The organism is Mycolicibacterium frederiksbergense (assembly GCF_012223425.1).
Lineage (GTDB): Bacteria > Actinomycetota > Actinomycetes > Mycobacteriales > Mycobacteriaceae > Mycobacterium > Mycobacterium frederiksbergense.
This window is the reverse complement of record NZ_CP038798.1, coordinates 90689-114208: the sequence shown is the minus strand read 5'-3', so window position 1 is coordinate 114208 and position 23520 is coordinate 90689. Positions and strand designations below refer to the sequence as shown.

The 23520-nt window shown below is 64.9% G+C and carries 20 protein-coding genes and 6 pseudogenes; 12 read left to right on the top strand and 14 right to left on the bottom strand.

What is annotated here, in order from left to right; all coding sequences use genetic code 11:
* Positions 1 to 14 precede the first annotated feature (14 nt).
* From EXE63_RS02355 to EXE63_RS02345, 3 genes are all read right to left on the bottom strand, one after another.
* Complete coding sequence (locus EXE63_RS02355; protein WP_168140606.1) at positions 15 to 434, bottom strand: hypothetical protein; 420 nt, start codon at positions 432 to 434, stop codon at positions 15 to 17.
* A 175-nt stretch (positions 435 to 609) separates the two neighbouring features.
* A complete protein-coding gene (locus EXE63_RS02350; RefSeq protein ID WP_168140605.1) occupies positions 610 to 1410 on the bottom strand; it encodes a hypothetical protein in 801 nt (266 codons plus the stop codon).
* A gap of 267 nt (positions 1411 to 1677) precedes the next feature.
* Positions 1678 to 2514, bottom strand: coding sequence for a hypothetical protein (locus tag EXE63_RS02345; RefSeq protein WP_168140604.1), 837 nt, complete (start codon positions 2512 to 2514; stop codon positions 1678 to 1680).
* A gap of 310 nt (positions 2515 to 2824) precedes the next feature.
* On the opposite strand from EXE63_RS02345, the gene EXE63_RS02340 reads away from it, so the two are divergent.
* Positions 2825 to 3574 carry an MmpS family transport accessory protein gene (locus EXE63_RS02340; protein ID WP_168140603.1) on the top strand — a complete coding sequence of 250 codons (750 nt, stop codon included), beginning with the start codon at positions 2825 to 2827 and terminating at the stop codon, positions 3572 to 3574.
* Here EXE63_RS02340 and EXE63_RS02335 read toward each other — a convergent pair.
* The 5 genes from EXE63_RS02335 to EXE63_RS02315 all read right to left on the bottom strand — a co-directional run bounded on the left by EXE63_RS02335 (position 3571) and on the right by EXE63_RS02315 (position 8339).
* Positions 3571 to 3750, bottom strand: a complete 180-nt coding sequence (locus tag EXE63_RS02335; RefSeq protein WP_168140602.1) for a type II toxin-antitoxin system prevent-host-death family antitoxin — start codon at positions 3748 to 3750, stop codon at positions 3571 to 3573. The two genes, EXE63_RS02340 and EXE63_RS02335, sit on opposite strands and share 4 nt — an antisense overlap.
* A 141-nt stretch (positions 3751 to 3891) precedes the next feature.
* The gene (locus tag EXE63_RS02330; RefSeq protein ID WP_168140601.1) at positions 3892 to 4848 is read right to left on the bottom strand and encodes a hypothetical protein; all 957 of its coding nucleotides are present in this window, start codon (positions 4846 to 4848) and stop codon (positions 3892 to 3894) included.
* 397 nt (positions 4849 to 5245) lie between these two features.
* Positions 5246 to 5644, bottom strand: a complete 399-nt coding sequence (locus tag EXE63_RS02325) for a hypothetical protein (protein ID WP_168140600.1) — start codon at positions 5642 to 5644, stop codon at positions 5246 to 5248.
* A gap of 31 nt (positions 5645 to 5675) precedes the next feature.
* The gene (locus EXE63_RS02320) at positions 5676 to 7100 is read right to left on the bottom strand and encodes a neutral zinc metallopeptidase (protein ID WP_272955787.1); all 1425 of its coding nucleotides are present in this window, start codon (positions 7098 to 7100) and stop codon (positions 5676 to 5678) included.
* A gap of 111 nt (positions 7101 to 7211) precedes the next feature.
* Positions 7212 to 8339, bottom strand: coding sequence for an FHA domain-containing protein (locus tag EXE63_RS02315; protein WP_168140598.1), 1128 nt, complete (start codon positions 8337 to 8339; stop codon positions 7212 to 7214).
* Between the two features lie 186 nt (positions 8340 to 8525).
* Between EXE63_RS02315 and EXE63_RS02310 the strand changes: the two genes are divergently transcribed.
* The 8 genes and pseudogenes from EXE63_RS02310 (at position 8526) to EXE63_RS02275 (ending at position 15515) form a co-directional block, all read left to right on the top strand.
* Positions 8526 to 9920 (top strand): IS1380 family transposase, encoded by a 1395-nt coding sequence (locus tag EXE63_RS02310; protein ID WP_099961824.1) that lies wholly within the window; start codon positions 8526 to 8528, stop codon positions 9918 to 9920.
* A 191-nt stretch (positions 9921 to 10111) separates the two neighbouring features.
* Positions 10112 to 10303, top strand: a pseudogene (locus EXE63_RS02305) (carboxymuconolactone decarboxylase family protein); the annotation flags it as partial.
* 210 nt (positions 10304 to 10513) lie between these two features.
* Positions 10514 to 12100 carry an IS21 family transposase gene (gene istA / locus EXE63_RS02300; protein WP_062887208.1) on the top strand — a complete coding sequence of 529 codons (1587 nt, stop codon included), beginning with the start codon at positions 10514 to 10516 and terminating at the stop codon, positions 12098 to 12100.
* Positions 12097 to 12888, top strand: coding sequence for an IS21-like element helper ATPase IstB (gene istB, locus EXE63_RS02295; RefSeq protein WP_062895396.1), 792 nt, complete (start codon positions 12097 to 12099; stop codon positions 12886 to 12888). Before istA ends, istB begins: the two co-directional genes overlap by 4 nt.
* A 45-nt stretch (positions 12889 to 12933) precedes the next feature.
* Positions 12934 to 13512, top strand: a complete 579-nt coding sequence (locus tag EXE63_RS02290) for a hypothetical protein (protein WP_062895398.1) — start codon at positions 12934 to 12936, stop codon at positions 13510 to 13512.
* 4 nt (positions 13513 to 13516) lie between these two features.
* Positions 13517 to 13855 (top strand): DUF3024 domain-containing protein, encoded by a 339-nt coding sequence (locus tag EXE63_RS02285; protein WP_062887574.1) that lies wholly within the window; start codon positions 13517 to 13519, stop codon positions 13853 to 13855.
* 90 nt (positions 13856 to 13945) lie between these two features.
* A pseudogene (locus tag EXE63_RS32755) lies at positions 13946 to 14086 on the top strand (carboxymuconolactone decarboxylase family protein); the annotation flags it as partial.
* Positions 14087 to 14195: 109 nt separating this feature from the next.
* Entirely contained in the window at positions 14196 to 15515 is a 1320-nt protein-coding gene (locus tag EXE63_RS02275; protein WP_011727856.1) for an IS256 family transposase, read from the top strand.
* A gap of 168 nt (positions 15516 to 15683) precedes the next feature.
* Here the strand turns inward: EXE63_RS02275 and EXE63_RS02270 are convergent, their stop codons facing one another.
* The 3 genes and pseudogenes from EXE63_RS02270 to EXE63_RS32485 form a co-directional block, all read right to left on the bottom strand.
* A complete protein-coding gene (locus tag EXE63_RS02270) occupies positions 15684 to 16034 on the bottom strand; it encodes a 2Fe-2S iron-sulfur cluster-binding protein (protein ID WP_168140597.1) in 351 nt (116 codons plus the stop codon).
* 333 nt (positions 16035 to 16367) lie between these two features.
* Positions 16368 to 16939: pseudogene (locus EXE63_RS02265) on the bottom strand (dioxygenase family protein); the annotation flags it as partial.
* 450 nt (positions 16940 to 17389) lie between these two features.
* Positions 17390 to 17620, bottom strand: coding sequence for a hypothetical protein (locus tag EXE63_RS32485; protein ID WP_209999712.1), 231 nt, complete (start codon positions 17618 to 17620; stop codon positions 17390 to 17392).
* Positions 17621 to 17663: 43 nt separating this feature from the next.
* On the opposite strand from EXE63_RS32485, the pseudogene EXE63_RS02250 reads away from it, so the two are divergent.
* The 3 pseudogenes from EXE63_RS02250 to EXE63_RS02240 form a co-directional block, all read left to right on the top strand.
* Positions 17664 to 18041, top strand: a pseudogene (locus tag EXE63_RS02250) (tyrosine-type recombinase/integrase); the annotation flags it as partial.
* Positions 18038 to 20004 (top strand): annotated as a pseudogene (locus EXE63_RS02245) (tyrosine-type recombinase/integrase). The pseudogenes EXE63_RS02250 and EXE63_RS02245, both read left to right, overlap by 4 nt.
* Positions 20005 to 20050: 46 nt before the next feature.
* Positions 20051 to 20260, top strand: a pseudogene (locus EXE63_RS02240) (transposase); the annotation flags it as partial.
* A gap of 206 nt (positions 20261 to 20466) precedes the next feature.
* On the opposite strand, the gene EXE63_RS02235 reads toward EXE63_RS02240, so the two are convergent.
* The 3 genes from EXE63_RS02235 to EXE63_RS02225 form a co-directional block, all read right to left on the bottom strand.
* The gene (locus tag EXE63_RS02235; protein WP_168140596.1) at positions 20467 to 21471 is read right to left on the bottom strand and encodes a ketopantoate reductase family protein; all 1005 of its coding nucleotides are present in this window, start codon (positions 21469 to 21471) and stop codon (positions 20467 to 20469) included.
* Positions 21471 to 22448, bottom strand: a complete 978-nt coding sequence (locus EXE63_RS02230; RefSeq protein ID WP_168140595.1) for a dihydrodipicolinate synthase family protein — start codon at positions 22446 to 22448, stop codon at positions 21471 to 21473. The genes EXE63_RS02235 and EXE63_RS02230 overlap by 1 nt, the downstream gene beginning before the upstream one ends.
* Before the next feature lie 273 nt (positions 22449 to 22721).
* Entirely contained in the window at positions 22722 to 23471 is a 750-nt protein-coding gene (locus EXE63_RS02225) for an IclR family transcriptional regulator (protein WP_047040843.1), read from the bottom strand.
* Between the last annotated feature and the right edge of the window lie 49 nt (positions 23472 to 23520).

Below are 23520 nucleotides of genomic sequence, written 5' to 3'. Positions count from 1 at the left end.
TTCGACGGCCTCGGCTAGTTACTGGACGGAGGCACCGCACGAAGCAGCACCATCTGGGTGCGCTCGGGGTATTCGATGTCGGTGTTCTCCCAGAGGTTGTATTCACGCGGGGGCGTCCAGCCATGGATGCCAAGGCATTTCGGGCCCCCCTCGTAGAGCGGACCAAATTCGCGCCGAACCACCAAAGAGGTTACATCGCCGTCTAATTCGAGAATGAGGTCACCAACTCGCACCTTGTCGACGCCGGTGACCACCTCCGCAGACGCACGCAGCCGTGCGATCAACACGTTGGTCATCACGCCGATCCTTTCGGCGACCGTGGCATGGTTAGCCGTTTTGTAGGCCTCGATGAGCGCACTGCGGGCCGCCGGAGTGAACGGCTCCCCATTTTCGACACACCAGACCAACGATGCCTTCATGTCCTCCAGCGACATATGAACTCCCCTCAGGCTCAACGCATTACGATTCTTTATGTTGCCTATAGTCTACAGCATGTGTAGGCGATCGTCTACACACGCCGTAGCCGAAGCACTTACGTTTCGACCGACACCCGGCCGTGCGCGGGGCCATCGCCGAACAGCCTGTCACCGACGTCGGTGGGGACGATCGCTAAGACGCCTGTCTCACCGTGGTGATCCAGCCGGCCAGCTCACCGCCGCCGAGTTGCGCAGGGCTGAAGGTGAATTGGCCAGCATCGAATGTGTCGGCGCTGGCGACATGACGACCGCTGCCATCGCCGAGGGTCACGTGGAAAGTCAGGTTGCCTGTGACCGCGGAATGGCGTCGCCAGATGATGGGGTCCGGGGAGATGAGAATGACGTGCACGCCCAAGGACCGCCCGGTACGAACGGCGTGTGCCATGGCCGCCACCTCCTCGGCGGGGGTGACGTGGCCACCATCAGCTGCTAGAAGGACAACCAGGCTCGGAACATCTTCGAGGTCATACACATTCGTGACCTGCGCGGCGTGGGCGATCTCCAAGCGCCGGGTGAGTTCAGCGCGCAACCACTCATGCCACGGCGTTGCCACCACCTGGTCGACGGCGGGCGCAGCCGTGCGACATTGGCCCTCGGGGCCGGCGAATGCCACCTGGACACGCTCGGCCCCGTTGTTGGCTCGCAGCGCTAGAGCGAGGGTCAGGGCGGAGTCGAGCGCTCCGGGCCCCGTGATTGCGCCGTGGGGGCCCACCCCTTCGGGGTGCACGGCCGCGTGGGCGATGTTCAGTGTGGCGGTGTCCCCGCTGGCGCTTATCCCCACCGGCACAGTCATGTTGCGGGTTGCGTCGCGGTGACGGGCGGCGATGTCCTCAGCCGAGGAAATGTTGAGCAGACTCCGGATGTGCAGGGGAGTGGACGCCTCTGCACCAATGTCGGTTTCGGTAACTTTCCTGAGGGCCTGCATGTAGCTCATCCCGGGGTTTTGCTTTTGGAGTGCCCGGGCCGCCGCTTTGCGTGCGTTGTTACGAGGTTTGGGTTGTTCGTGGGGTGCCATGATGACGACCTCCTATTGACGAGCAGCGCCGGTGTGGCGTTCCACGGTCGCCGGGGCGCTGCTGGCTCAATAGGTGGTTGCCGCATCGCCCGTGGGGCGTGGCCCTGGATTTTCCGGAAGCCGTGGACTTCTGGAGCGCAGGGTTCCCGCCGAGCGATCCGCGGCGGTTGCGGACCATTCTAGCAGTTAAATGCCCCAGCGCCATGGCTTCTCGGTGCGATACGGGGTCCACAGCCCGGCGGAGATGTCGGTCACGACCTGGCCGCCATCGGCGGATCGCAGGGACGCCGTGCCCGTTCTCCCATGGGTGACGTCGACAGCCTCGACACGCAGCCAGTCGTCGTCGGAGCCGTAGGCATATCCGTGCGTTGAGTTCGGCACGAAGAGATCTCGCGATCCGTCGACCGATGAGCTGAGGTCGCCCCACCGTTTCTTGGCCCATCCGCCACCGAACGGTGGAGTGTGCGGCCAGGGATCTTCGCTGGAGCGTAGGACTTCTTGGCCGGCGAGCTCGGCGGCGCCGAATAGGCCCCCGTGGCCAAGATCCGAGAGGCGTTCTCGAATGGCAGCCTCGTAGTCATCGATGGCGCCGTCGAGCATGAAACCGCGCAACGCCACTGTCAGAGCCCACCAGACGGAGGTGAAACTCGGCCGCGCAATGGCCCGCGACGACAGGATCTCGACAAGCGCTTCGACGTACGTGCCGAACCAGGTCACCGCGGTGTCTTCGCGGCATTCCCACGTCCACGCCAAGATTCGCCCGATGTCGTCACCAGCATGGCGATACCCAACTTCCTCGACCCGGTCGGCCATCCATGCGGCGTTGTGCCTCGCAACCGAATAGTTGAGGGCTGCTTCGACATTGCCGGTGACGACAAGGAGGTCTGCCGGAATGAGGTGGGCGGCGACCGCGCCGTCGCGGAGTATGTGTGCGATGCGACCGTCGTGAGCTGCGTCGAGTAGGGCGGGCAACGTGGTCCGCGCCTGGGTCGACGGGACAAGCCGATTCTGATCTATCCGCATGAGCCGACCATAGCATCGCCAGTACGTTAATACGTACGGTATTTGGTACGCCCCACTATTTTCTTAGCCCTTTTCCACTGAGATTTGCCGCGCTGGCGGGATCACCGTCCGCATTACGCTGGAAATAGGGATGAGCGCGACCCACCGGGTCGCTCGGGGCGGGGGACGGGCACATGGTGGTCAGCGCTACAGCGCACGCTAACGAGGTGTCATCGTGACGTATTGGCAGCCCTATCCTCAGGTGCCACCGCCATGGCCGCCGCCGCCCCCGCCGCCGGTGCGCATGCGAAAGCGCCTGGTATGGCCGTGGATGCTCGGGTTCGGCGTCCTGGTGATCATCATGCTGCCCTTCCTCGCCGGGGCTGGGAGCGTCTTGATCGACCGGTGGCGAGACTCGCGCGAGGTGACCGTGACCATGGAGGTCACGGGGACCGCGCCGACTGGCCGCGTCGAAATCGACCGCGGGGACAAATCCGACCCAGAGACGATCGACGGTGTCAGCTTTCCCTGGCGCACGACGTTCACCGTCAAGGGCACCGACAAGTTCGTGTCGGTGACTGGCTCGCCAGACAGCATGTTGAAGAGGTTGTCGTGCAGCATCGTCGCCAACGGCCAGCTGATCGCCGAGGATCAATACGAGGGCCCTGTGGCTCGGTGTTCGGGTAACGCCAACCGCGACTCCAGCCAGCTCGAGACGACTACCTCGACCCCGACACCACCCCCCGCCGGTCCGCCACCACAGTCAGACGTGTGGGCCGGTCTCACCCTGCCGAGAGGTTCTATCGCCCAAGATAATTCGACCAACCCCAGCCGCGAAGACTGGGAGCTGCCGCTGCCGTTCGCAGAGACCGTGACCTACCTCCGGGAGCAGCTTCCCGTCGATTCCAACTATGACGGGCGCCCCTTCTGCGGGGAGATCAACGAGAGCGAGCTGGTCCTGTGGAGCTGGGGAACGCAGGCCGACGACGTCTACGTCGTGACCGTTCACCCCGACATCACCAGCACCGGCACCGATGTGGCGATTAGTCGACAGCCCAACGCCCAGGAGTGTTCCCCCTAGGGGGCCGGCGGATCAGTCTGGATCTTCCACCGTTCGTAGTCGGCCATGCTGATGATCACGGCCAGCTCCGTCTGGCCATCCTTGTCGAGGATGACGACCTCCTCGCCGGTTCTGCCGACTGACCGCACCACCGATTCCAACGTCCAGCGGAGATCGCGCACGTTCTCAGTAGTCATTGCTCATGCCACACTTTCAACGCTGCGCAGTGGTTCGGCGACACGTCCCCCGTCGGATCTGACCCACCGTTGCGCCACGGCACGTAGCCAATCACGAAGAGCTCCATGGGAATCGCACCCAGTCAGGATTCAGGGAGGCGGTCAGCGAAGGTTAAGGGCCGGCGGTGTCTTGCTGACGTCGGCCGCACCGCCGATATAGGCATTTGCCGTGCCCTGCTTGGTGTCACCGGACGTCGTCCGGTAGCTCAGCGGGATCTTGGCCTTCCCCGACAGGAGCACGGTCATGTCCCACGGCGACAAGTCGCCGATGTTGACCTCGGAGAGATCCGCGGGTCCCCAGTTCACCGTCCCGTCTACGGCGTCGGAGAAGCCCACCTTCGTGGGGCAGTTCGGCGGGGCCAAAAGATTCGAGCCCTGGCAGTTGGCGAACGCGGCGACCAGCTGCTGCTGGATCGCCTGACGTCCCTCGTCGTTGAACTTGATCTCCGGGTCCAAGCTCGTCGACATGTACGTCCGAAGCCCTTCGAGCAACACGGGTTCGGAGGTGACCGTGAGGTACTCGTTGCTGCTGGCGACGTCTAGATAGCCCGGAAAGACGTACAGCGCCCCGTTCTTGAAGTCCTTGCCGAAGATGGTCACGGTCTCCTCCGCGCTGCCCTTGTCGGGCTTGGAAAGAAAGTCGATCTTTATCGCGGCGGTCTCCAGCTTCCAGACCTGGTCGCTGTCCTGTTTGAGGTCGATCTTGGCGTCGTCGACGACCTGTCCGAAGTTGACCGCGACATGGACGGTGGTTTGCCCGATCCCGGCAAGTGCCTTGTCCTCGTCGAGGATCCGGATGTTGGAGATGGGCATCTTGGCGTTCTGCTTGCGCAGGATGTCGTCGGTCAGCAGTTCGGTGGTGGACGGCTGGGCGAGGCCGAAGGACAGGGCCTTGGCGGCGTCACCGCTGCTGAGCGCTTCGAGGTAGGCCTTGGCGGTGTCACTCGCCGACAGGCTGCTGTCCGGCCCACTCTTGTCGCCTCCACCGTCGGTTCCGTTCCCGGACAAGGAGACGACGCCGATCACGACCACGATGGCCACCACCACGGCCGCGGCCACACCGATGATCAGCGGCTTGCGATCCTTCGACGGGCGAGCACCACCTGGACCGGGAAAACCGCCATAGGGACCACCAGGGCCGGGCGGACCTGGCCATGGCTGCTGATGCTGCGGCGGCGGTTGGGGCGACCACTGCCCCTGCGGCGGCGCTTGCCCCGACTGGCCTGGCCACTGCGGGGGTTGTTGCGGCGGTGGTGCCTGTCCCGACTGGCCTGGCCACTGCGGGTGTTGTTGTGGCGGCGGGGAAGCCGGCGGCTGCTGAGGGCCACGCGGTTGTGGCCGCTTCTGCTGGGGAGCGAGACCCGTGGGGGCGTCGGGGTCGACCCATCCGGGGTCGCCGGGGCGGGGTGGGTAGCTCGTCACGCGAGGCTCCGTTCTGTCGGGTGCGGGGGAGCGGTCATTGGGGAGGTCGGGGAGTGAGCTCCGACGCCCAGGCGAAGTATTTGTTGTTAAAGATTGCTGCATCGAGGGGGTCCTCGATCGTGGTCATTCCAGGACCAAAGGTGTCGTAGACCTCGCACGCCAGCTTCATCGACGCCGCAAGCGCCGGAAGTGTTTCGGTAAACCACTGCTGATGATGGGCGTCGAACTGTGCGAGCAAGTCGACGGTGTCGGGCAGGGCCATCGCGTCGGGGTCGGCGCGAAGCCTTGCCGCTGCGCGCGACATGTCGGCGATGTTCTGTTGGCCGGTGACCATCTGGCGGGCCAGTAGTCGAAGCGTCTTGTCGGGGTCCATTGCGAACACACCCTCGCGGGAAGCGTCGTCGCGCTGGGGCTGGTCAGCATCCTCCGTCACCGCATCACCTCATCGTGGGATGTGTTGCGGTTCACGGGAATCTGCCGTAGCAGGCATCGCGGTCCTGGTCGAGGAGTCCGGAGCGGAAGGCCATCACGCGGCTGAAGCCGGCGGGGACGGTGTTGCCGTTGACGTCGCTGGCGGCCAAGCCGTTGTTGAGCAGACCCGCGACGGCCTCGTCCATGTCCCCAGCGGTCAAGGTGAGGCTTGGAGGCGGAGCGTCGACCATGTTGCGTTGGGCCAGACCGGTCAGGCATGCGGTGCGCAGACTGGCGGCGGCGTTGTCCAGGGAGACGTTGCGTTCATGTTGCAGGGCAAGGACATACCGTGAGATCACCACCGACAGGGCGGTGTTGTTGCCTTGCACGAGAACGCCCTGTTTGATGTCTCCGACCGCCCCGAGCGTCTGCAGCGCCGCCAGATCGGCGGTGATGGTGTTGGTGGCGGGGCAGTACGAGGCGCCGAGGGTGGGCTTGGCGTCCGGGCAGGGCTGCGCGGGTGGTGTGATCGACAGTGTCGGCGGCGTCTTTGGTGAGAACTGCTTGTTGAGCTGGTCGACGAGGGTGGTGAGTGTCTTCTCGGTGATCGCGATCTCGCCGGTCTGTTCGTTTCCGGAGGAGTCGGTGGCCATGATGATGGGCAGGTCACCGCGGCGCTTTTCGATCTCGTCGAGATCGATGCGCGCGCAGGATGATTCGCCTTCGATGAAACCCATCTGGAATGCGGTGATGCGGTCCAGGGCGGTGCCGTGCCCTTCGGTCACCATGTCCTGGTGTTCCTCGTCCCAGACGGGGTCCTTGCTGCTCAAGACGCCGGCGAGGACCTTGGTCAGCCCGTCGCCGGTGTTGAGTTCGAATCGCTTCGACTTCCCTTCGGCGACCCACCGGATGTAGGTGCCGGCGAAGCAGTCGGCCTGCTGTTCGGAGACCAGCGTGGGGGTGGACCGGTCGGTGAGGTCGGCCATCCTTTGCACGGCGTGGCCATACTCGTGGCCGATGACCTCGGCGACGGTGACGTCACCGAAGTACTTGCTGCCGATGGGCAGGAGCACTCCGCGGTCCCAGGCCATCAGGTCCAGGGGGTAGCAGAAGAAGGCGTTGGGTTCGTTGTACCCGCGTTGACCGCACAGTTCGGGTGAGTTGGGGTCGTTGGAGTCGTAGGAGGCGTAGTTCTCGACCGGGGCGAAGGTGCCCTCCAAGGTGGGGCTGTAGTTCTGCTGCCAGAACTCGGCGACGTCGTTGACCGCGAGCAGCGCCATGCGGTCGATGGGGCCGTCGTCGGTGTAGGCGACCTTGCCTTCCGGCGTGGGCGCGTCGGGGCGGATGCCGCTGGGCCCGTCGGTCAGCGGCAAACCGCCGACGGAGTCGGGATTCCACAGCGCCGACCTCGGCTCACCTTGCAGCGGAGCCGAACATGCCGTGAGCACGGCGACACCCGTTGCGAGAACAGCGAGCATCCGTCGCGCCATCATCATCAGACCACCCCCGGTTGAGCCCAGCAAACCGATTACAGACGCTGGGGCGACTCATATCTTATGGCCACCGGTGGGGCCCTCCGAGCGCCAGTTTCAGTCGAGGACCCGGAGGTGAGTGCCGACCGCTGCGACGAATCGCTCCAGCGCGTCAAGCACCGCAACCGAGGCGGGGTCCTCCCGTTCGACGGATTCGACGTCGGCGGTGGTCACTCCCGCCGCCGTCGCGATCTCTGCGACCGACAACCGCCCCCGCACACGCACCGCGCCGAGCCGCTGGCCAAGACTCGCCCCCGGTGACCGCCCGGCATACAGCACCACCTCCGCCCGGGCTTCCCGGATCGCCGCCAATGCTGCGAGGACCTCCGGGCGGCCGGGGGCGGTTCGCGCCGCGGAGGTGCCCAGATGATCGAGGCGGCGCAGCTGGGTAAGCAGCGGCGTCACCGTCCGAGCGAACCGCTCGTCGCGGGGGTCGGGCAGTTCGTTGACCTTGTGGCGAATGGTGCGCACTTCAACCTCGGCAGCATCCAGCGCCACCGCCACCTGAACGGTGGGGGAGAGCAGGTCCGTCAGCTCCTCCTCGGGGACCTCGGCTCCCTCCAGAACGCGGTGGACGGTGTCCTCGGGCCACACCAACCGCTGCTCGAGAACCCTTCGCACGTCATCGCCGGGCGACAGCTGCCCACCGGTGAACAGTGCGTAGTCCTCATGGGTCATCACACCGGCGATCAGGGTGCTGACCGACAGTCCCAGCTCCTCCCGGCGCTCCTCCACCGCGCCGCCGAGGCGACTAATTGCATCGTTCTCGGAGGTCGCTCCGAGTGGGTGCACGTCATCCTCAGCCTCCACCGGCACGGTGGCCTCAGCGGGTGGTGCATCGTCCAGTGGCGGCCGCGGATCGAGGTGCACCGCGATGCCGTTGGGGTCACCCAGCCTGACCGTCACCGGGGCGGTGACGGCGAGGTGCTCGACCCGCACACCGTTGACGTAAGTGCCGTTCCTGCTGGCGGTGTCGATCACCGACCAGTGGTCCTGGTCGTACTGGATGCGTAGGTGAGCACGCGAGATACCCGATTCTCGGAGCAGGATCTGTGCCGGCGGTTCCCGCCCGATCGTCACTGCGCCGTCGGTGCGACGCACCGTATGAGTCGCACCGCCAACCTCAATGGTCAGCGTGTCCGGCCCCGGATCGGCGCTGGCCTCGGCGGACTGCCACTCACCCATACGACCTCCAGTTGCACATCTCATGGCTGACCGCCCGATTAGCAACCAAGCTATACGGGCGGCTTAGCCTTGATCCACCGATCGAATAGGAGTTGGGGCGGGTTGTAAAAACGAAATGCCCTGTCGCGGTGAAAGAATGGGATTTGTCTAGGATCACATTCGGTCAGAACGAAGGGCATCTCGTAGATGCAACTATCTCACACTCGTCCTGTGGCGTCAGCCCGCTTTGATGACCCCAATCTGGTGTCGTGTGCCGGGCTGGTCCCGATGGCCGCTCTGGCTCATCAGTGCGGGTTGAGCAGCCTGGCTGATGAGCACATCACGGTGCCGACCGACAAGGGCGCCAACGCCGGGGCGAAAGTCTTGTCGCTGGTCGCGGGCATGGTAGCTGGTGCTGACAGCATCGATGACATGGCCTTGCTGCGCCACGGCGCGATGGGCACCGTGTTCGACCGCCCGTACGCCCCGTCGACGCTGGGATCGTTCCTGCGCGAATTCAGCTTCGGTCATGTCCGCCAACTCGACGCCGTGGCGGCGCGGTTGCTGGCCGGTCTGCACGAACGCACTCCGGTGCTGGCCGGTGTTGACGGTCCGGTGTGTGTTGATCTCGATGACACCATCATCGAAGTGCACGGCTACACCAAACAGGGATCTGGTTACGGATACTCCGGGGTCCGTGGGTTAAATGCGCTGATCGCCACGCTCACCACTGAGCATGGTGCACCGATCATCTGCGGCCAACGCCTACGCAAAGGCGCCTGCGGATCAGCACGTGGAGCTGCCCGCATCGTCGGCGACACGCTGGCCACCGTGACACGACTGCGCTCTTCGGCGGCAGCCACCCGGCCGCTGCTGCGAGCCGACTCGGCGTTCTACGGCTACCCAACCGTGGCGGCTGCTCTGCGCGGTGGTGCCGACGTGTCGATCACCGTGCGCCTGGACCCAAAAGTCAAAGCCGCCATCGCCGCCATACCCGAGGACGCCTGGATCTCGATCCAGTACACCGACGCGATCTACGACGAGAACACCCAGCGCTGGATCTCGCGCGCCGAGGTCGCCGAGATCGACTTCACCGCGTTCAGCTCCCGCAAAACCAGCGAGCAGATCCCCGGCAGGCTGGTGGTGCGGCGCATCCCCGACCTCAACCCCGCCAGCGGCGAGGGGCAGACCACCCTGTTCGACACCTGGCGCTTCCATGCCTTCTTCACCACCACCGACCTCGATACCGTCACCGCCGACAAGACCCACCGCGGCCACGCGCTCATCGAGCAGGTCCACGCCGACCTCAAAGACTCTGCTCTGGCCCATCTGCCCTCGGGGCGATTCGGCGCCAACGCCGCCTGGCTGGTGTGCGCAGCGATGGCGTTCAACCTCACCCGCGCCGCGGCCACCCTGACCGGACCAGCGCTGGCCAAAGCCCGCACCGGCACCATCCGCCGCACCCTGATCAGCGTGCCGGCACGCATCGCCTCCTCGGCCCGACGCCTGACCCTGCACCTGCCACGCAACTGGCCCTGGGAAACCGCGTGGAACACCCTGTTCCACAGTCTGTTTGGCCGAAACCGGCCACTGCTGGCCTAACAGAGCAACCCCAACCGCCCGCACGAGACGAAAGACCCACAGGAACAAGCCGATACCGAGATCGGGCCATCACACACACCCACCTCACGGCACACCCCGGGCCCAACGCACACAATCGAAATCGACTTCACACCGACAGCTCACCGGTGGATCGAGGCTTAGGCCACCTCGCCGTCTGCGCCCCGACCGACTACGACGCGGGCATGGCGATTCGGCGTCAGGTGCTCGGTGACGCGCACGTCGATCGCGCTGTCGCGTCCACCACCGAATTCACCACAGATTTTCAGGAGTTGATCACCCGCTACGCGTGGGGCACCATCTGGAGCCGGCAAGGCCTGGATCGTCGCAGCCGGTCGTTGATCACGCTGACCGCACTGCTCGCGTGGCTGTGACAGCCTGATTTGGCCCCGGGTGGGCGGTCGAAAGTGGCCCCACCTGTGTGGTCGCGGGTGTGCTGTTGTGACGGTCTGAGTTGGCCCCACCTTGACGACACGCCGCGTCGGTTATGACGGCGTGAATTGGCCCCACCTGACAGTGATCACAGGCGGTTCCGGATGGCCCGGATCGCTGGTGAAGGGTTGGTGGCTGGAAAGGTGAGGACACGGGTGGAGCAGTTCGCAGCGATCCGCCGGGATCGTCGGGTTGAGGGTTTGTCGATCCGGGCGCTGGCAGATAAGTACCGGGTGCATCGACGCACAGTGCGCCAAGCGTTGGATTCGGCGGTGCCGCCGCCGCGCAAGACCGGGCCGCGAGCGGCGCCGCGGTTGGAGCCGTTCAAGGCGGCCATCGATGAGATGCTGCGTTCGGATCTGGATGCCCCGAAAAAGCAACGCCATACCGCGCGACGGGTGTTGGCGCGGCTGGTCGATGAGCATGACGCTGCCGGGTTGTCGTATTCGACGGTGCGCGACCACATCCGCAAACGTCGCCCACAGATCGCTGCGGAGGCGGGCCGGGCCTTGGAGGCGGGATTTGTGCCGCAGACCTACCGACCCGGCGCTGAAGCCGAGGTCGACTTCCACGATCTGTGGGTGATGCTGGCCGGGGTGAAGACCAAGACCGCACTGTTTACGATGCGGTTGTCGTTCTCGGGGCGAGCAGCGCATCGGGCGTTCGCCACCCAGGGCCAGGAAGCGTTTCTGGAGGGCCACGTTTACGGGTTCGACCGCCTCGGCGGGGTGCCGGTCGACAAGATCCGTTACGACAATCTCAATAGTGCGGTCAAGCAGGTGTTGTTCGGACGGTCCCGTCAGGAGAATGAACGCTGGATCGCGTTCCGCTCGCACTACGGCTTTGAAGCGTGGTATTGCCAGCCCGGTCACGACGGCAGCCACGAAAAGGGCGGCGTGGAAGGCGAAGGGGGCCGGTTTCGCCGCAATCACTGCGTGCCGATGCCGGTGGTCGACTCCATCGACGAGCTCAACGCCTTCTTGGCCGCTGCTGACGACGCCGACGATCGTCGTCGGATCGCTAACCGCGCCAACAGTGTTGGCCAGGACTGGGAAACCGAGCGGCAGTTCCTGCAGCCTGTTGCCGATCAGGGGTTTGAGACGGCGTTGACGCTGACTCCGCGGGTGGATCGGTACGCCCAGATCATGGTGCGCTGCAATCAGTATTCGGTGCCGGCCCGGTTCATCGGGCATCGTGTGCGGGTGAAACTGTCGGCGTCGCATGTCACTGTCTATGACCGCACCACGGTGGTGGCACGTCATCCCCGGGCAGTCGGCAAAGGCACCAAGGTGCTGGACTTGGACCACTATCTGGAGATCCTGGCCCGCAAACCCGGTGCGTTGCCGGGGGCCACCGCACTGGCTCAAGCGCGGGCGGCCAAACTGTTCACCGCTGAACATGACGCGTGGTGGGCCGCAGCCCGGCGGGTTCATGGGGATGCTGGCGGAACCCGTGTGCTGGTTGAAGTCCTGCTGCTGCACCGTCACCTCGACCGCGCTGATGTGCTGGCCGGTATCAGCGCTGCGCTGTCGGTGGGCTCGGTCAATGCCGATGTGGTGGCGCTGGAAGCCCGCCGGGCCGCCGAACAGCGCGCCGGCCTCGGTTCGCCACCCGGCGGCGGTGAGGGCGCCCAGGTGCTCCGGCTCGCTGAGCACCGCCTGATCGCCGACGAGCGGCCGTTGCCGTCGGTGGCCCCCTATGACACGCTGCTGGGGCAGCAGAGCTCATGAACACCACCGCGCGTCACACCGTCACCGATCAGGCCGCGGTCGCGGCAATCGAACAGGGCGCCCGGATGTTGCGGCTGCCCACCATCCGTGACCGCTTCGCCGAGATCGCCGCCGCGGCCGAACGTGAACAGCAGTCCTATCTGGGGTTCTTATCGGAGCTGATGATCGCCGAATGCGAGGACCGGGATCGCCGCCGGGCGCAGCGCCGTATTCATGACGCCGGGTTCCCTCGGCCAAAGCGGCTTGACGAGTTCAGCTTTGAGGCCAACCCCGCGATCAACCCCGCAGTCATCGGCACCCTGGCGACCTGCGCCTGGGTCAAAGCCGGTGAACCCTTGTGCTTGATCGGCGACTCCGGGACCGGCAAGACTCACCTGCTGATCGGGTTGGGAACCACCGCCGCCGAAGCCGGTTACCGCGTCCGCTACACCCTGGCCAGCAAGCTGGTCAATGAACTCGTCGAGGCCGCCGACGAGGCCCACCTGAGTAAGTTGATCACCCGCTACGGTCGGGTGGATCTGCTGCTCATCGATGAGCTGGGCTACCTGCAATTGGACCGCCGCGGTGCGGAGTTGCTGTTCCAGGTGCTCACCGAGCGCGAGGAACGCGCCTCGGTGGCGATCGCGTCCAACGAGCCGTTTTCCGCGTGGACCAAGACCTTCACCGACCCGCGACTGTGTGCGGCCATCGTCGACCGGTTGACCTTCGCCGGGCAGATCATCGAAACCGGCACCACCTCCTACCGACTCGCCCATGCCCGCACCCGCCGCACCAGCACCGCGCAGTAACTCACGCGCCTCTGGCCGGCCTGCAGCCGATACAGTGACCAGGTCATGTTGGTCGCCGATCTGCAGCACTTCCTCGACGTGGGCCCCGAGACCCCCGGGCCGGCCCGTGCGCTCGCCGAGCACCTGGGCGGCATCGTTTCCGCAGCGTCGGCCGGCGACGCTCACACCCGGTGGGAAACCGCGCTGCCGTGTCGGCGCCGACCCGCCAACCGCCGCTGCCCGGGCCGCATCACGGTGGTCCGCGGCGATGCTGAGCAACCCATCGGCTGGCAATGCAGCCACTGCGGCGACGACGGCACCATCAGCAACTGGGCAGCATCAATCTACGATCTGCGTCGCCAGCAACTGACCGCAGCCCAACCGCGCCGCGACATTCCCATCGACGCTGACACCGCAGCGACCCTGCGCACCCTGCCCTTCCTCGACAACAACTGTCAGAGAGCGGTTTTCGCGATCTGCGCCCACGGCGGCGAGCTTCATCTCACGATGACCGCCGCCGAACTCGACGACCTGATCGATGCTCTGGCTGCCGAGTCCAATCATGAACCCCACCGCCGCCGTCAACGCCAACTCGACACCGCCTACGACACCCTGACCGCCGCCACCGACACGCCCCGGTGGTGACCCAATGGCCCTACCCGAACTCGATATCGCACGCGTGCAACAGTGGTGCGCGGCCAGAGTGCCCGAACACGCGCGTCACCAAGTCCGCGTCGAATGCGACGTCGCTGCCCGGCACCTCACCATCGTCGAACGACGAGCGCCGTGGCGCGAAGACTACGGTCCAGACTGGACCAGTTTCCCGATCGCACGACTGCGCTACACCGCCACCACCAACACCTGGACCCTGTACTGGCGAGACCGACACCTCAAATTTCACCGCTACGACACGATCGACCCCACACCGCACATCCACGATGTGCTCACCGAAATCGATCACAACCCCTCAGGCATCTTCTGGGGCTAGCCACCTCAACGCCAGAAAATCCCAACGCACCGCGAAGGGGGGGCCAAAACTAGCCGTCACACTGGGGCCACTTCAAGTTGACATTGCCAGGTCGCCCGAGGTCACCACGAAGAGCTAGCGATGCATGTGCGCGCGGCCCGCCGAAACGGCCTGACCAACGGCGAGATCAAAGAGCTGCTGCTACAGGCCGCCATCTACTGTGGCGGAGCAATGATCAATACCTGTGGATGAGCCTCGGTGTGGGGGCGTGAAGATGGGCGCACCTTCCCGGGGATGATCTTCACGGAATCAGGTATTCGATCAAGACCGGCGTTGGCGCGCTGGTTGGGAAGGTACGCCCATGCTCACCGTAGTTCACGACACCGAGGACGCCAACGACAAGGCCAGCGGTGCTGGTCGGTCGTTGTTGGATGAGATCGTCCGCGACGGGGCCCGGCAGATGCTGGCCGCGGCGTTGCAGGCCGAGGTCGCCGCCTACGTGGCGCAGTTCGCCGATCAACTCGACGAGAACGGTCACCGGTTGGTGGTGCGAAACGGCTATCACCAGCCCCGGGAGGTGCTGACCGCCGCCGGCGCGGTGCAGGTGAAAGCGCCGCGGGTCAACGACCGCCGTGTCGACCCCGACACCGGTGAACGCAAGCGGTTCTCCTCGGCGATCCTGCCGGCCTGGGCGCGCAAGTCGCCGCAGATGAGCGAGGTACTGCCGCTGCTGTACCTGCACGGCCTGTCGAGCAACGATTTCACCCCTGCCCTCGAGCAGTTCCTCGGCTCCGGCGCTGGGCTGTCGGCCAGCACGATCACCCGGCTCACGGCGCAGTGGCAAGACGAGGCCCGCGCGTTTGGGGCCCGCGACCTCTCGGCCACTGATTACGTGTATCTGTGGGTCGACGGCATTCACCTCAAGGTGCGGCTGGACCAGGAAAAGCTCTGTCTGCTGGTGATGCTGGGCGTGCGTGCTGATGGCCGCAAGGAGCTCGTGGCGATCACCGACGGCTACCGCGAGTCGGCCGAGTCGTGGGCCGATCTGTTGCGCGACTGCAAGCGCCGCGGCATGACCGCCCCCGTACTCGCGATCGGCGATGGCGCGCTCGGGTTCTGGAAAGCAGTCCGCGAGGTTTTCCCGGCCACCAAAGAGCAGCGGTGCTGGTTTCATAAGCAGGCCAATGTTCTTGCTGCACTGCCGAAATCAGCGCACCCGTCGGCGCTGGCGGCGATCAAGGAGATCTACAACGCCGAGGATATCGACAAGGCCCAGATCGCGGTCAAGGCCTTCGAGGCCGACTTCGGCGCGAAGTATCCCAAGGCGGTCGCTAAGATCACCGACGACCTCGATGTGCTGCTGGAATTCTACAAGTATCCGGCCGAACATTGGATTCATCTGCGAACGACGAATCCGATCGAATCCACCTTTGCCACAGTGCGTTTGAGGACCAAGGTCACCAAGGGGCCCGGATCACGAGCGGCCGGACTAGCGATGGCCTACAAGCTCATCGACGCCGCCGCGGCCCGCTGGCGTGCCGTCAACGCCCCACACCTGGTCGCCCTGGTCCGCGCCGGCGCGGTCTTCCATAAAGGCAGACTGCTCGAACGACCCACCGACATCACCCCGCCAACATCGCCCTCAGACGGCGGTCAGCACGCCGGAACGGAGGTCGCCTGAAACACCCCGATCCACAGGTATTGACAATTCCTCCCTGTGGCGTCCCAGATGCCAATACCGCGTTTCGGATCGCTGACAGGGTGCTCGCCGAGTACGACCGAGGTGTGTAGTGAGCCTGTCTGTTGTCGGCGAACCGTGAGTTCTGCGGGGGCAGCCCCGAATCATTGCTCATGCATCGTAATCAACTGTTACCGAGGGGGCCTCCGGCACTGCCTGACACGTCAGGACGTAGCCCTCTGCTACCTCCTCAACGGTAAGTGCGTCATTGTTCCGCATGGTCGCTCTTCCTTCCGTGAGCCGCGCCATACACGTACCGCAGTTGCCCGCCTCACAGGAGACCGGCGGCTCCAAACCCGCACGTCTCGCGCTTTCCAACAACGTCTCGCCAGGAAGTCCCCGAGTAGATGTCTCCTGCTGGTCCAGCCGAACAGTGATGCGGCACAGGACATCACCGTTACCGGGCCGCCTGCCGGTCGCTTCCGTTGTCGCGACATCGCCTCGCGCGCCTTGCTCAGACATCAATCTCCTTGGTCCTAGTAGTCATAGCTGATCGAGCTGTGAGCAATTCCGACAGCGACGGCGGCGCCAACGGAACGTTGTGGTGACCTCCTCGGCCCCCGGCAAGTTGCGACATGGCGCCTACTGGGCACTTATCGCGGTGCGGCTCACGTCGGTCAGATCGGATTGAAACGGAATTTGTCAAGGCTGCCCTTGTCCGAGCAGGAGCGATCTTCCACCAAGGCAAACCCGCTCAAACGCTTCCACCGACATCGCCCCGACGATGGACCGACACGAACCGATCGAATCAACCGGGTCCCGCCGCGCCGGAGGAAGAACCCGCCGCGCCGGATGCGTGAATTCCGTTCCAAACAGCGAAAAGTGGATGTGCGCGGGCCGCCACGCGTTGCGGTGGTTCTTCCACGGGTAGGGGCCCGGCTTGATGGTGGTGAAGCGGTAGTTGCCGTCGTCGTCGGTCAGGCACCGGCCGACGCCGGTAAAATTCGGGTCGATCGCGGACGGATGCTGGTCGCGCTTGTGTATGTAACGTCCGCCGGCGTTGGCCTGCCAGATCTCGACGAGCTGACGGCGCACCGGCCGTCCGTCCCCGTCGACGAACCGCCCGGTCACCACCATCCGTTCCCCGATGGGCTCGCCCGAGTGCTGGATGGTGAGGTCGGCCTCGAACGGATGCACGTCGCGTTCGGAGAAGCTGGGTGTCCACAGCTCGACCCCTCCGGGTCGGCGTGGTGGAGTTCCTGCGTCGGATGACGGAGCAGGCTACTCCGGTACGGCGGGTAGCTCAGCCGCGGCTGCGTCTCCTCGGCACCCGCGCGTTCATACTCCGACTCGATCGCACCGATCTCCGCGCTGATCTCCTGCTGACTCGCAGCCGCACTGTCGGGATTGTTGTCGATTGCTGCCATGGTCTTCACACGGTAGGGACTCCTTGCAGGCAAAGTGAACGCTATGGTTCCACTGAGTGGAAAGGACTCGGCCTTGGCAGGTAACACTTCGTCGCCGGGCGTGCCTTCCACAGGTGCCAGCAGACCAGCCTTCCAGAGCAACCGGCCCCGGGCTGCGCTTCGACATCCAACTGCAGGACACCCCCGGCAAACCGGAGACGGTCTTCCTGCGCTACCCGGGGCATCAGCGATGACCGACAGCAGGTGCAAACCTCAAGTGCAATTGCGCCGCCTCTGCGGTCACCGCAGCGAGTCCCATCGGCGCGGCGAAATATCAACGATCGCCAGAACTGGGCCCATAATGGGCAAGTTGAGCTTGACCAGGGGTCACTGGTCAGACACCCAGAGTCTTGCTGAATTTTTGAACCCATACCGAAAGGAGCCGGATCGATGACCTTATACCGTAACGAGTTAGACGAATTCGCCAAGACCCTGGCGCGAGCAGAAGGCCGCGAGAGCCAGCACGTCGCGGAAGAGAACCTCGTCGTTAGCTCCGCCGACGCGCACTGGATCCAGACCGGAAGCCCCTCTCAAATTGGGATGCTCCTGCGTATACCCGCCCGCTCCATTGAGTTCTTCCTGCAGAAGATCCCCGCGGGCGAGAGCAGTGACCTTCATCGACACGTACATGAGTCGGTCCACTTCGTGCAACATGGCTCGGGCTGGTCGGAGATTGGCGATCAACGTGTTGCCGGTCGATGCAGCATTCTTCACCGAACTGTCGGCCTATCTGCGCCTGGAACGCCCACCAGGGTTGGCGACCGAGGAGTGTTTCGTGGTGCTGCGCGGACCCTCCGCGGGGGCCCCGGTCAGCGAGGCCGGACTGCGGTCGCTGTTTCGGCGGCACCGAGACCACTCCGGTGCGACGAGGGTACGTCCGCATCGGCTCCGTCATACCTACGGCACTGAACTCGCCTCTGCTGGCATCGATCTGATGGTGCTGCGGGAGTTGATGGGCCACGTGTCCCCGGAAACCACCGCCGGCTACGTGCACCTGTCGGTCGAACAACTCGCCGCCGAATACGGTGCGGCTCGCGCCAGCCTCGCTGGGACACGACGATGACCAACCGGACGCTCGCATCGATCGACCTACTGGCCGACTCGGATGCGGTGCTGGACGACTATCTCGAGTACGTTTCCGGCCTAGGTCTCAGTGGCAGGTCGGTGCGTGGTCGCACCCGCAGCGCGAGCACCTTCCTGACCGAGCACCCGGATCTGCAGGACTGGATGACTCGACCGGCGGCCGAGCGGTTGGCCGAGCTGCGCCACAGCGGGGCGTGGCCATTGCTGTGTCATGTCGTTGGCCGGGGCGCGTTACGGCTCGACCTCGAACTCGCGGCCGTCAAGAACCTCACTGGCCTCGGCCGGGCCGTCGAGGACCGCGACCCGGACGGATTCGCCGCCGTGCGCACGGCCGGGCTGGCCTTGGGCTGGACACCGCAATGGATCGAGACGGTCCTGGGTGAATGCCTGGCGGTGCTGCTCGCCTGGCACGGCGGACTCGTCCACGATGTCACCAACGGCACGGTCGACAAGTTCGATGCCGCACTGGCTGCCACACAGTCGATCCCGGCATCGTCGAGGCGCGCCTACCGCAACCGGATCGCCGGGCTGCGGCAGATGCTTTTTCACGCCCGCATCGTCGACACACCACCACAGCGTCGGCGGTGGGCCCGCAGCTACGCCCAACGCTTCGCCGACGTGGCGATGACCGACCCGATCCGGCAGACGCTGCTGCGTTACGTCACCGTCAGGGCATCGGTGCTGCGGCCGAAATCCGTCGAATCGTTGATCAACGATCTGCTGCCGTTCGCGGACTATCTCAGCACCACTCATCCCGAACTCACCTCATTCGAGAATCTGGATCGCCGTCACATCGAGGGTTTCCTGGTCTGGAATCGCACCCGCACCTGGCGTGGGCAACGCGCCGCCGCCGGCGCAGGACGCACCATCTCCAAGGCCGTGATCCAATCGACGGTGCTGAGCGTGCGCAACCTCCTCGATGACATCACCGAATGGGGTTGGGAGCAGGCACCGCCGCGTCGTCTGGTCTTCGCCGTCGATATCCCGAAACTCGATCAACCCCTGCCACGCGCCCTGCCACCTGATATCGACGCCGCGGTGATGAACGCGGTTGCCCAGCTGGAGGATACGTTTACCCGCGTCGGGTTGACGGTGCTGCGCGGGGCCGGGCTGCGAATAGGGGAACTGCTCGACCTCGAACTCGACAGCGTCATCGACTACGGACCCGCCGGCACCTGGTTGAAAGTTCCGTTGGGCAAGCTCGCCACCGAACGCATGGTTCCACTCTCGGCCAACACCATTGCCGCGTTGGACCAGTGGACCAGCAGACGTGGTGTTTGCCGCCCACTGCAGCATCCCCGTACCGGAGCGCCTACCGATTTCCTGTTCGTCTTCCTGTTCGTCGCGCACGGCCGCCGCCTCGGGCAGACGCGGTTACGCAAAGGCCTGCTCGCCGCCGTCGAGTCCTGCGGGCTGCACGGAACTGGCGGCGCACCGTTGGTGGTAACCCCGCATCAGCTACGCCACACGTGGGCCACCGAACTCGCGAACGCGGGCATGAGCCTGCAGGCTTTGATGGCACTGCTCGGACATGTCACCCCGCAGATGACGCTGCGTTACGCCACCCTGGCCTCCCCGACGCTGCGCGATGCCTACGACCAGGCCATGGGAAAGATGCGACGACAGTTCACTCTCACTCCGGTCGGCAAACCCATCGTCCCCGATGCGGTCAGCTGGCTCGGTAGTGAGATGCTCAAAACACGTGTCGCCCACGGCTACTGCGCCCGCCACCAGAGTGCCGGCGCCTGTCCCTATGCCAACATCTGCGAAACCTGCGACAACTTCGTCACCGGCCCGAGTTCCAAGGCGCACTCAAGGCACAACGCAGCGACATCCAAACCCTCGAAGCAGATGCCCGCGCCCGTGGCTGGCTCGACGAAGCCGCCCGCCACCACCGTGTCGCCGACGCGTTGACCGACCACCTGCACCGCCTCGACCGCTGACCGAATCGACCACCTGGGGTTGATGCGCCCCGAGGGCCGGATAAAGGAACGGCTCAACAAGGAGATCCGGCGTCGCACCGACGTCGTGGGTATCTTCCCCGACCGCGACGCCCTGATCCGCCTCGTCGGCGCCGTGCTGGCCGAACAACACGATGAATGGGCCGAATCCCGGCGCTACCTCGGCCTGGATGTCTTGAGCAAATCCCGCGCCGTCAACGACACCCCGACCGAACAGGAGGCCACCCCGCGGCACTGACCGCCTGAACCATCACCTCGAAGAATCACACGACGACGTCGTACACCACGTCCCTGGACTTGACCCATCTTGGCCGCTTCGGTACGGCATATCGGCGTAAGTTCGGGGTCACTCCGCAACATACGTTGCGTGCAAGCTGAAGATTGCTTCCAACGACGTCACCGAACCCACGCGCGGACGGGCAGTTCGCCCGCGATGTGTGGAATCTAGGCCAGGAATTGGTCGATGGTTTTGATGATCTGGTAGGCCGCCCGCAGCGTCGGCACGTCAATGGCCAGTTCTTCAGCGGCGGCGAGGTACGGCGCCAGCATAAAGTCGACCTCGGTCTTACGTCCTCGCAAAACATCCTCATACATCGAGGGGTGGCCCGACATTCCCTGTGTGCGCATTGCTTTGCCCTGCCCGATGACGAAATCGATCGCCTCGACCGTCGGGAGCGCGTCGAGTTCCTTCAGCCGCGACAGAGGCGCGTAGAAGTTCATCGGCTCGTATCCCTTTGCCCGATAGACCGCCAGAAGGTCTTTCGCCAGCGCGACGAAGTACGTCGCTCCCTCAGGCACCTCCATGCCCTCGAAGACCGAGGCGCCGCGGATCGCGCCCAGCGCCGTGACCGACCACGCTGCGGCCAGCGCGATCTGGGCCAGCTTTTCCCATTCGACCTGCTCGATGTTGCCCACGGCCGCCGCAGGAAGGCCCGCAGCGTTGAAGGCAGCCGTCAGCATGTCGACGCGCGCGCTGGACGATCCGTCCAGTTCGCCGAAGTAAGCGGTTACCTTGGCTGAAAGGTGGTTGCGCACGACGCCAGGCGCGACCAACGTGCCGCCTTCGATAGTGGACGCTCCGATCACCCGGTCACGACCAAGCCACTTCGCGAGCGTCGCGTCCTTCTCCACGGTGTTCTGCACCGACAGGACGGTGCCTATGACATCGCGCAACGGAGCGGCATCCGCTAGCGCCTGCGCGGTGTCTTTGCCCTTCACCGCCAGGACGAGGTAATCGACGGGTCCCGTAACCTTGCCTGCCTCGTCCACCGCCTGCACGTTATCCCTGATCAGCAGCTCGCCCCGACGGCCTGTGATATGCAGGCCGTTGCGCGCGATGGCTTCCGCGTGCGCTCGCCTGCCGACGAGGGTTACGTCTACCCCTGCGTTGGCCAAATAACCGCCCAGGACCGTACCGAGGCCGCCGGCGCCGAGGATCACGACGCGCATCAAATGGCCCCTGCGGCCACAAGCTGCTGTTGCAGCAATTCCCGTTCCGGAGCCGACAGCCGGGCTTTGACGGGCGGCCGCACCGGACCTGCACACAGCCCCAGCAGCTCGAACCACGCCTTTAGATAGGGCATGGCCGCGACATACGAGCCGGTGGCCGCGATGCGGCGGATCAGCACCTCGTCGTAGGCCTCGCGGATCCCGTCCAGCTTTGCCGACACGGGCAGTGCCGCTGCCAGATCACCTTCCAACGCCAGGTCGGTGTAACGGTGCAGGTCCGGTCGCCACTTCCCGTAAAGGATGAGGGAGAGCTCGCCGTAGAGGACGCGTCCGCCGAACAGAGCAGCGTCGTGCGCCCAATAGCGCTCGTTCGGCTCGCTGATCACTAGCCGGTCTCCGAATTTGCGCCGCAACGCGATGCTGTCGGTCCAGCTCAGCGTGCCGTTCTTGATGCCGACGACGTTCGGGTGCTCGGCGATCCGGTTGACGGCGTCATGGCTGTATACGAAACCAGAGACCGGCGTGCGGTAGAGCACCAGTGCCAGCCCGGTGGCGGGGGCCACGAAGTCGAAGTACGAAACGACGTCGTCGTCGGTCTTGAGCTGCACCGACGGGTTCATGATCTCGGCACCGGTGAAGCCGAGCGACTCCACGAAGCGCATCTTTTCGATTGCCTGGTATGCCGACGACTCCAGGATGATCGTAAACAGGGGAAGGCGGCCCGCGGCCGAATCCGCGACTACCTCGTGGTAACGCCGCCATTCGGCCAGTGTCATGTTCCAGCCCTCAGCGAAGAACCCGCCTACGATAAGTCCAGTACAGCCCATCTCCACAAACGCGTCGATGTTGCGCCGCAGACCTTCTTCGTCGAGCTCGAAATCCGCGGTGAGTGGCGTGACGGGACACATGTAGAAGTTCCGGAGATACTCGGTGGCCCATGCCCTGAAATTCGGTCCGACCTGTGTCGTGATGGTCATACTCTTCGGGCTCCTTAAGTGACGATTCGCGAGGTGAGAGTGCGAGGTGGGCAGGATGGATTCCGCCGCTGATCGTTGAACGGCGGACCCTTTGCTGATGCTTTCCCAGCTTCAACTGGGGGATCGGTCGCGTCTATCCCTCCACCGCGGCGCGGACTCCGATTCGCGCCAGATGTCATGGCAGTCACCACTTTTTCGACGGCTAGCGACGGTGTCGCGTTTTGTCAGAAGCCGCCCGACAGCACAGCGATCGCTGCTGCGGCGGCCCGTGGGTCACAGCAGCCGGACGATGCCGCGGGCAGCCACCTGCAGGGCGCCGAGCAGTCGCTGGCGACCTCGCTTCAAGGACGGAACTACGACGGCGATCGCGGCCACCACAGCGTCGTCGGACTGCCGGACGATCGGCACGGCCAGTGAACAGGCGCCTAGCGACATCTCTTCCACGGTGGTAGCCAACCCCTCGCGCCGCACCCCCTCCAACTGTCGGGACAGCACCGCAGGCTGGGTGATTGTGTAGGGAGTAATCGGAGTCAGATTGGCAAACACCTGATCCTGGACTTCGCGTGGCGCGTGCGCCAACAGCACCTTGCCGACGCCGGTGCAGTGCATCGGCAACCTGCTGCCGACGGTGCTAACGATCGGCACGGATGCCCTACCCATCATCCGCTCGAGGTACAATACTTCGTTGCCGTCGCGTACCGCGAGGTGCACGGTGGCGAGCGTTGCCGCGTAGACATCGTGCAAGAACGGCTCTGCGACCTGCCGTAATCCGCCTCCGACCGGGGCGAGCAGCCCAGCGCTCCACATCAGTCGGCCGACCTCGAAACGACCGTCCGTGCGGCGCTGCAACGCCCCGCCCGCAACCAGTTCGGCAGCCAGCCGGTGGGCCGTGGCCATCGGCAGGCTGGCCCTACCCGCCAGTTCGGACAGCGTCAGTGTCCGGTGCCACTCATCGAAGGCGGCGACCATGCGCAGCAAACGAGAAGCGACGCTGGTGCCGGGCGTTGAGGTATTTCCCGCCACTCACGGATCCTTTCCGCTCAGTGGTAATCTAGCGTAGGTCAGTCGCCGA

What these genes read in the sequence shown, in the direction of transcription:
- istB (WP_062895396.1), top strand. Translation starts at nt 12,097, where the DNA reads ATGAACACCACCGCGCGTCACACCGTCACCGATCAGGCCGCGGTCGCG.
- EXE63_RS02235 (WP_168140596.1), bottom strand. Translation starts at nt 21,471, where the DNA reads ATGCGCGTCGTGATCCTCGGCGCCGGCGGCCTCGGTACGGTCCTGGGC.
- EXE63_RS02310 (WP_099961824.1), top strand. Translation starts at nt 8,526, where the DNA reads ATGCAACTATCTCACACTCGTCCTGTGGCGTCAGCCCGCTTTGATGAC.
- EXE63_RS02230 (WP_168140595.1), bottom strand. Translation starts at nt 22,448, where the DNA reads ATGACCATCACGACACAGGTCGGACCGAATTTCAGGGCATGGGCCACC.
- EXE63_RS02320 (WP_272955787.1), bottom strand. Translation starts at nt 7,100, where the DNA reads ATGCTCGCTGTTCTCGCAACGGGTGTCGCCGTGCTCACGGCATGTTCG.
- EXE63_RS02275 (WP_011727856.1), top strand. Translation starts at nt 14,196, where the DNA reads ATGCTCACCGTAGTTCACGACACCGAGGACGCCAACGACAAGGCCAGC.
- EXE63_RS02345 (WP_168140604.1), bottom strand. Translation starts at nt 2,514, where the DNA reads ATGCGGATAGATCAGAATCGGCTTGTCCCGTCGACCCAGGCGCGGACC.
- EXE63_RS02290 (WP_062895398.1), top strand. Translation starts at nt 12,934, where the DNA reads ATGTTGGTCGCCGATCTGCAGCACTTCCTCGACGTGGGCCCCGAGACC.
- EXE63_RS02315 (WP_168140598.1), bottom strand. Translation starts at nt 8,339, where the DNA reads ATGGGTGAGTGGCAGTCCGCCGAGGCCAGCGCCGATCCGGGGCCGGAC.
- EXE63_RS02270 (WP_168140597.1), bottom strand. Translation starts at nt 16,034, where the DNA reads ATGTCTGAGCAAGGCGCGCGAGGCGATGTCGCGACAACGGAAGCGACC.
- EXE63_RS02350 (WP_168140605.1), bottom strand. Translation starts at nt 1,410, where the DNA reads ATGAGCTACATGCAGGCCCTCAGGAAAGTTACCGAAACCGACATTGGT.
- EXE63_RS02285 (WP_062887574.1), top strand. Translation starts at nt 13,517, where the DNA reads ATGGCCCTACCCGAACTCGATATCGCACGCGTGCAACAGTGGTGCGCG.
- EXE63_RS02355 (WP_168140606.1), bottom strand. Translation starts at nt 434, where the DNA reads ATGTCGCTGGAGGACATGAAGGCATCGTTGGTCTGGTGTGTCGAAAAT.
- EXE63_RS02340 (WP_168140603.1), top strand. Translation starts at nt 2,825, where the DNA reads ATGCTCGGGTTCGGCGTCCTGGTGATCATCATGCTGCCCTTCCTCGCC.
- EXE63_RS02335 (WP_168140602.1), bottom strand. Translation starts at nt 3,750, where the DNA reads ATGACTACTGAGAACGTGCGCGATCTCCGCTGGACGTTGGAATCGGTG.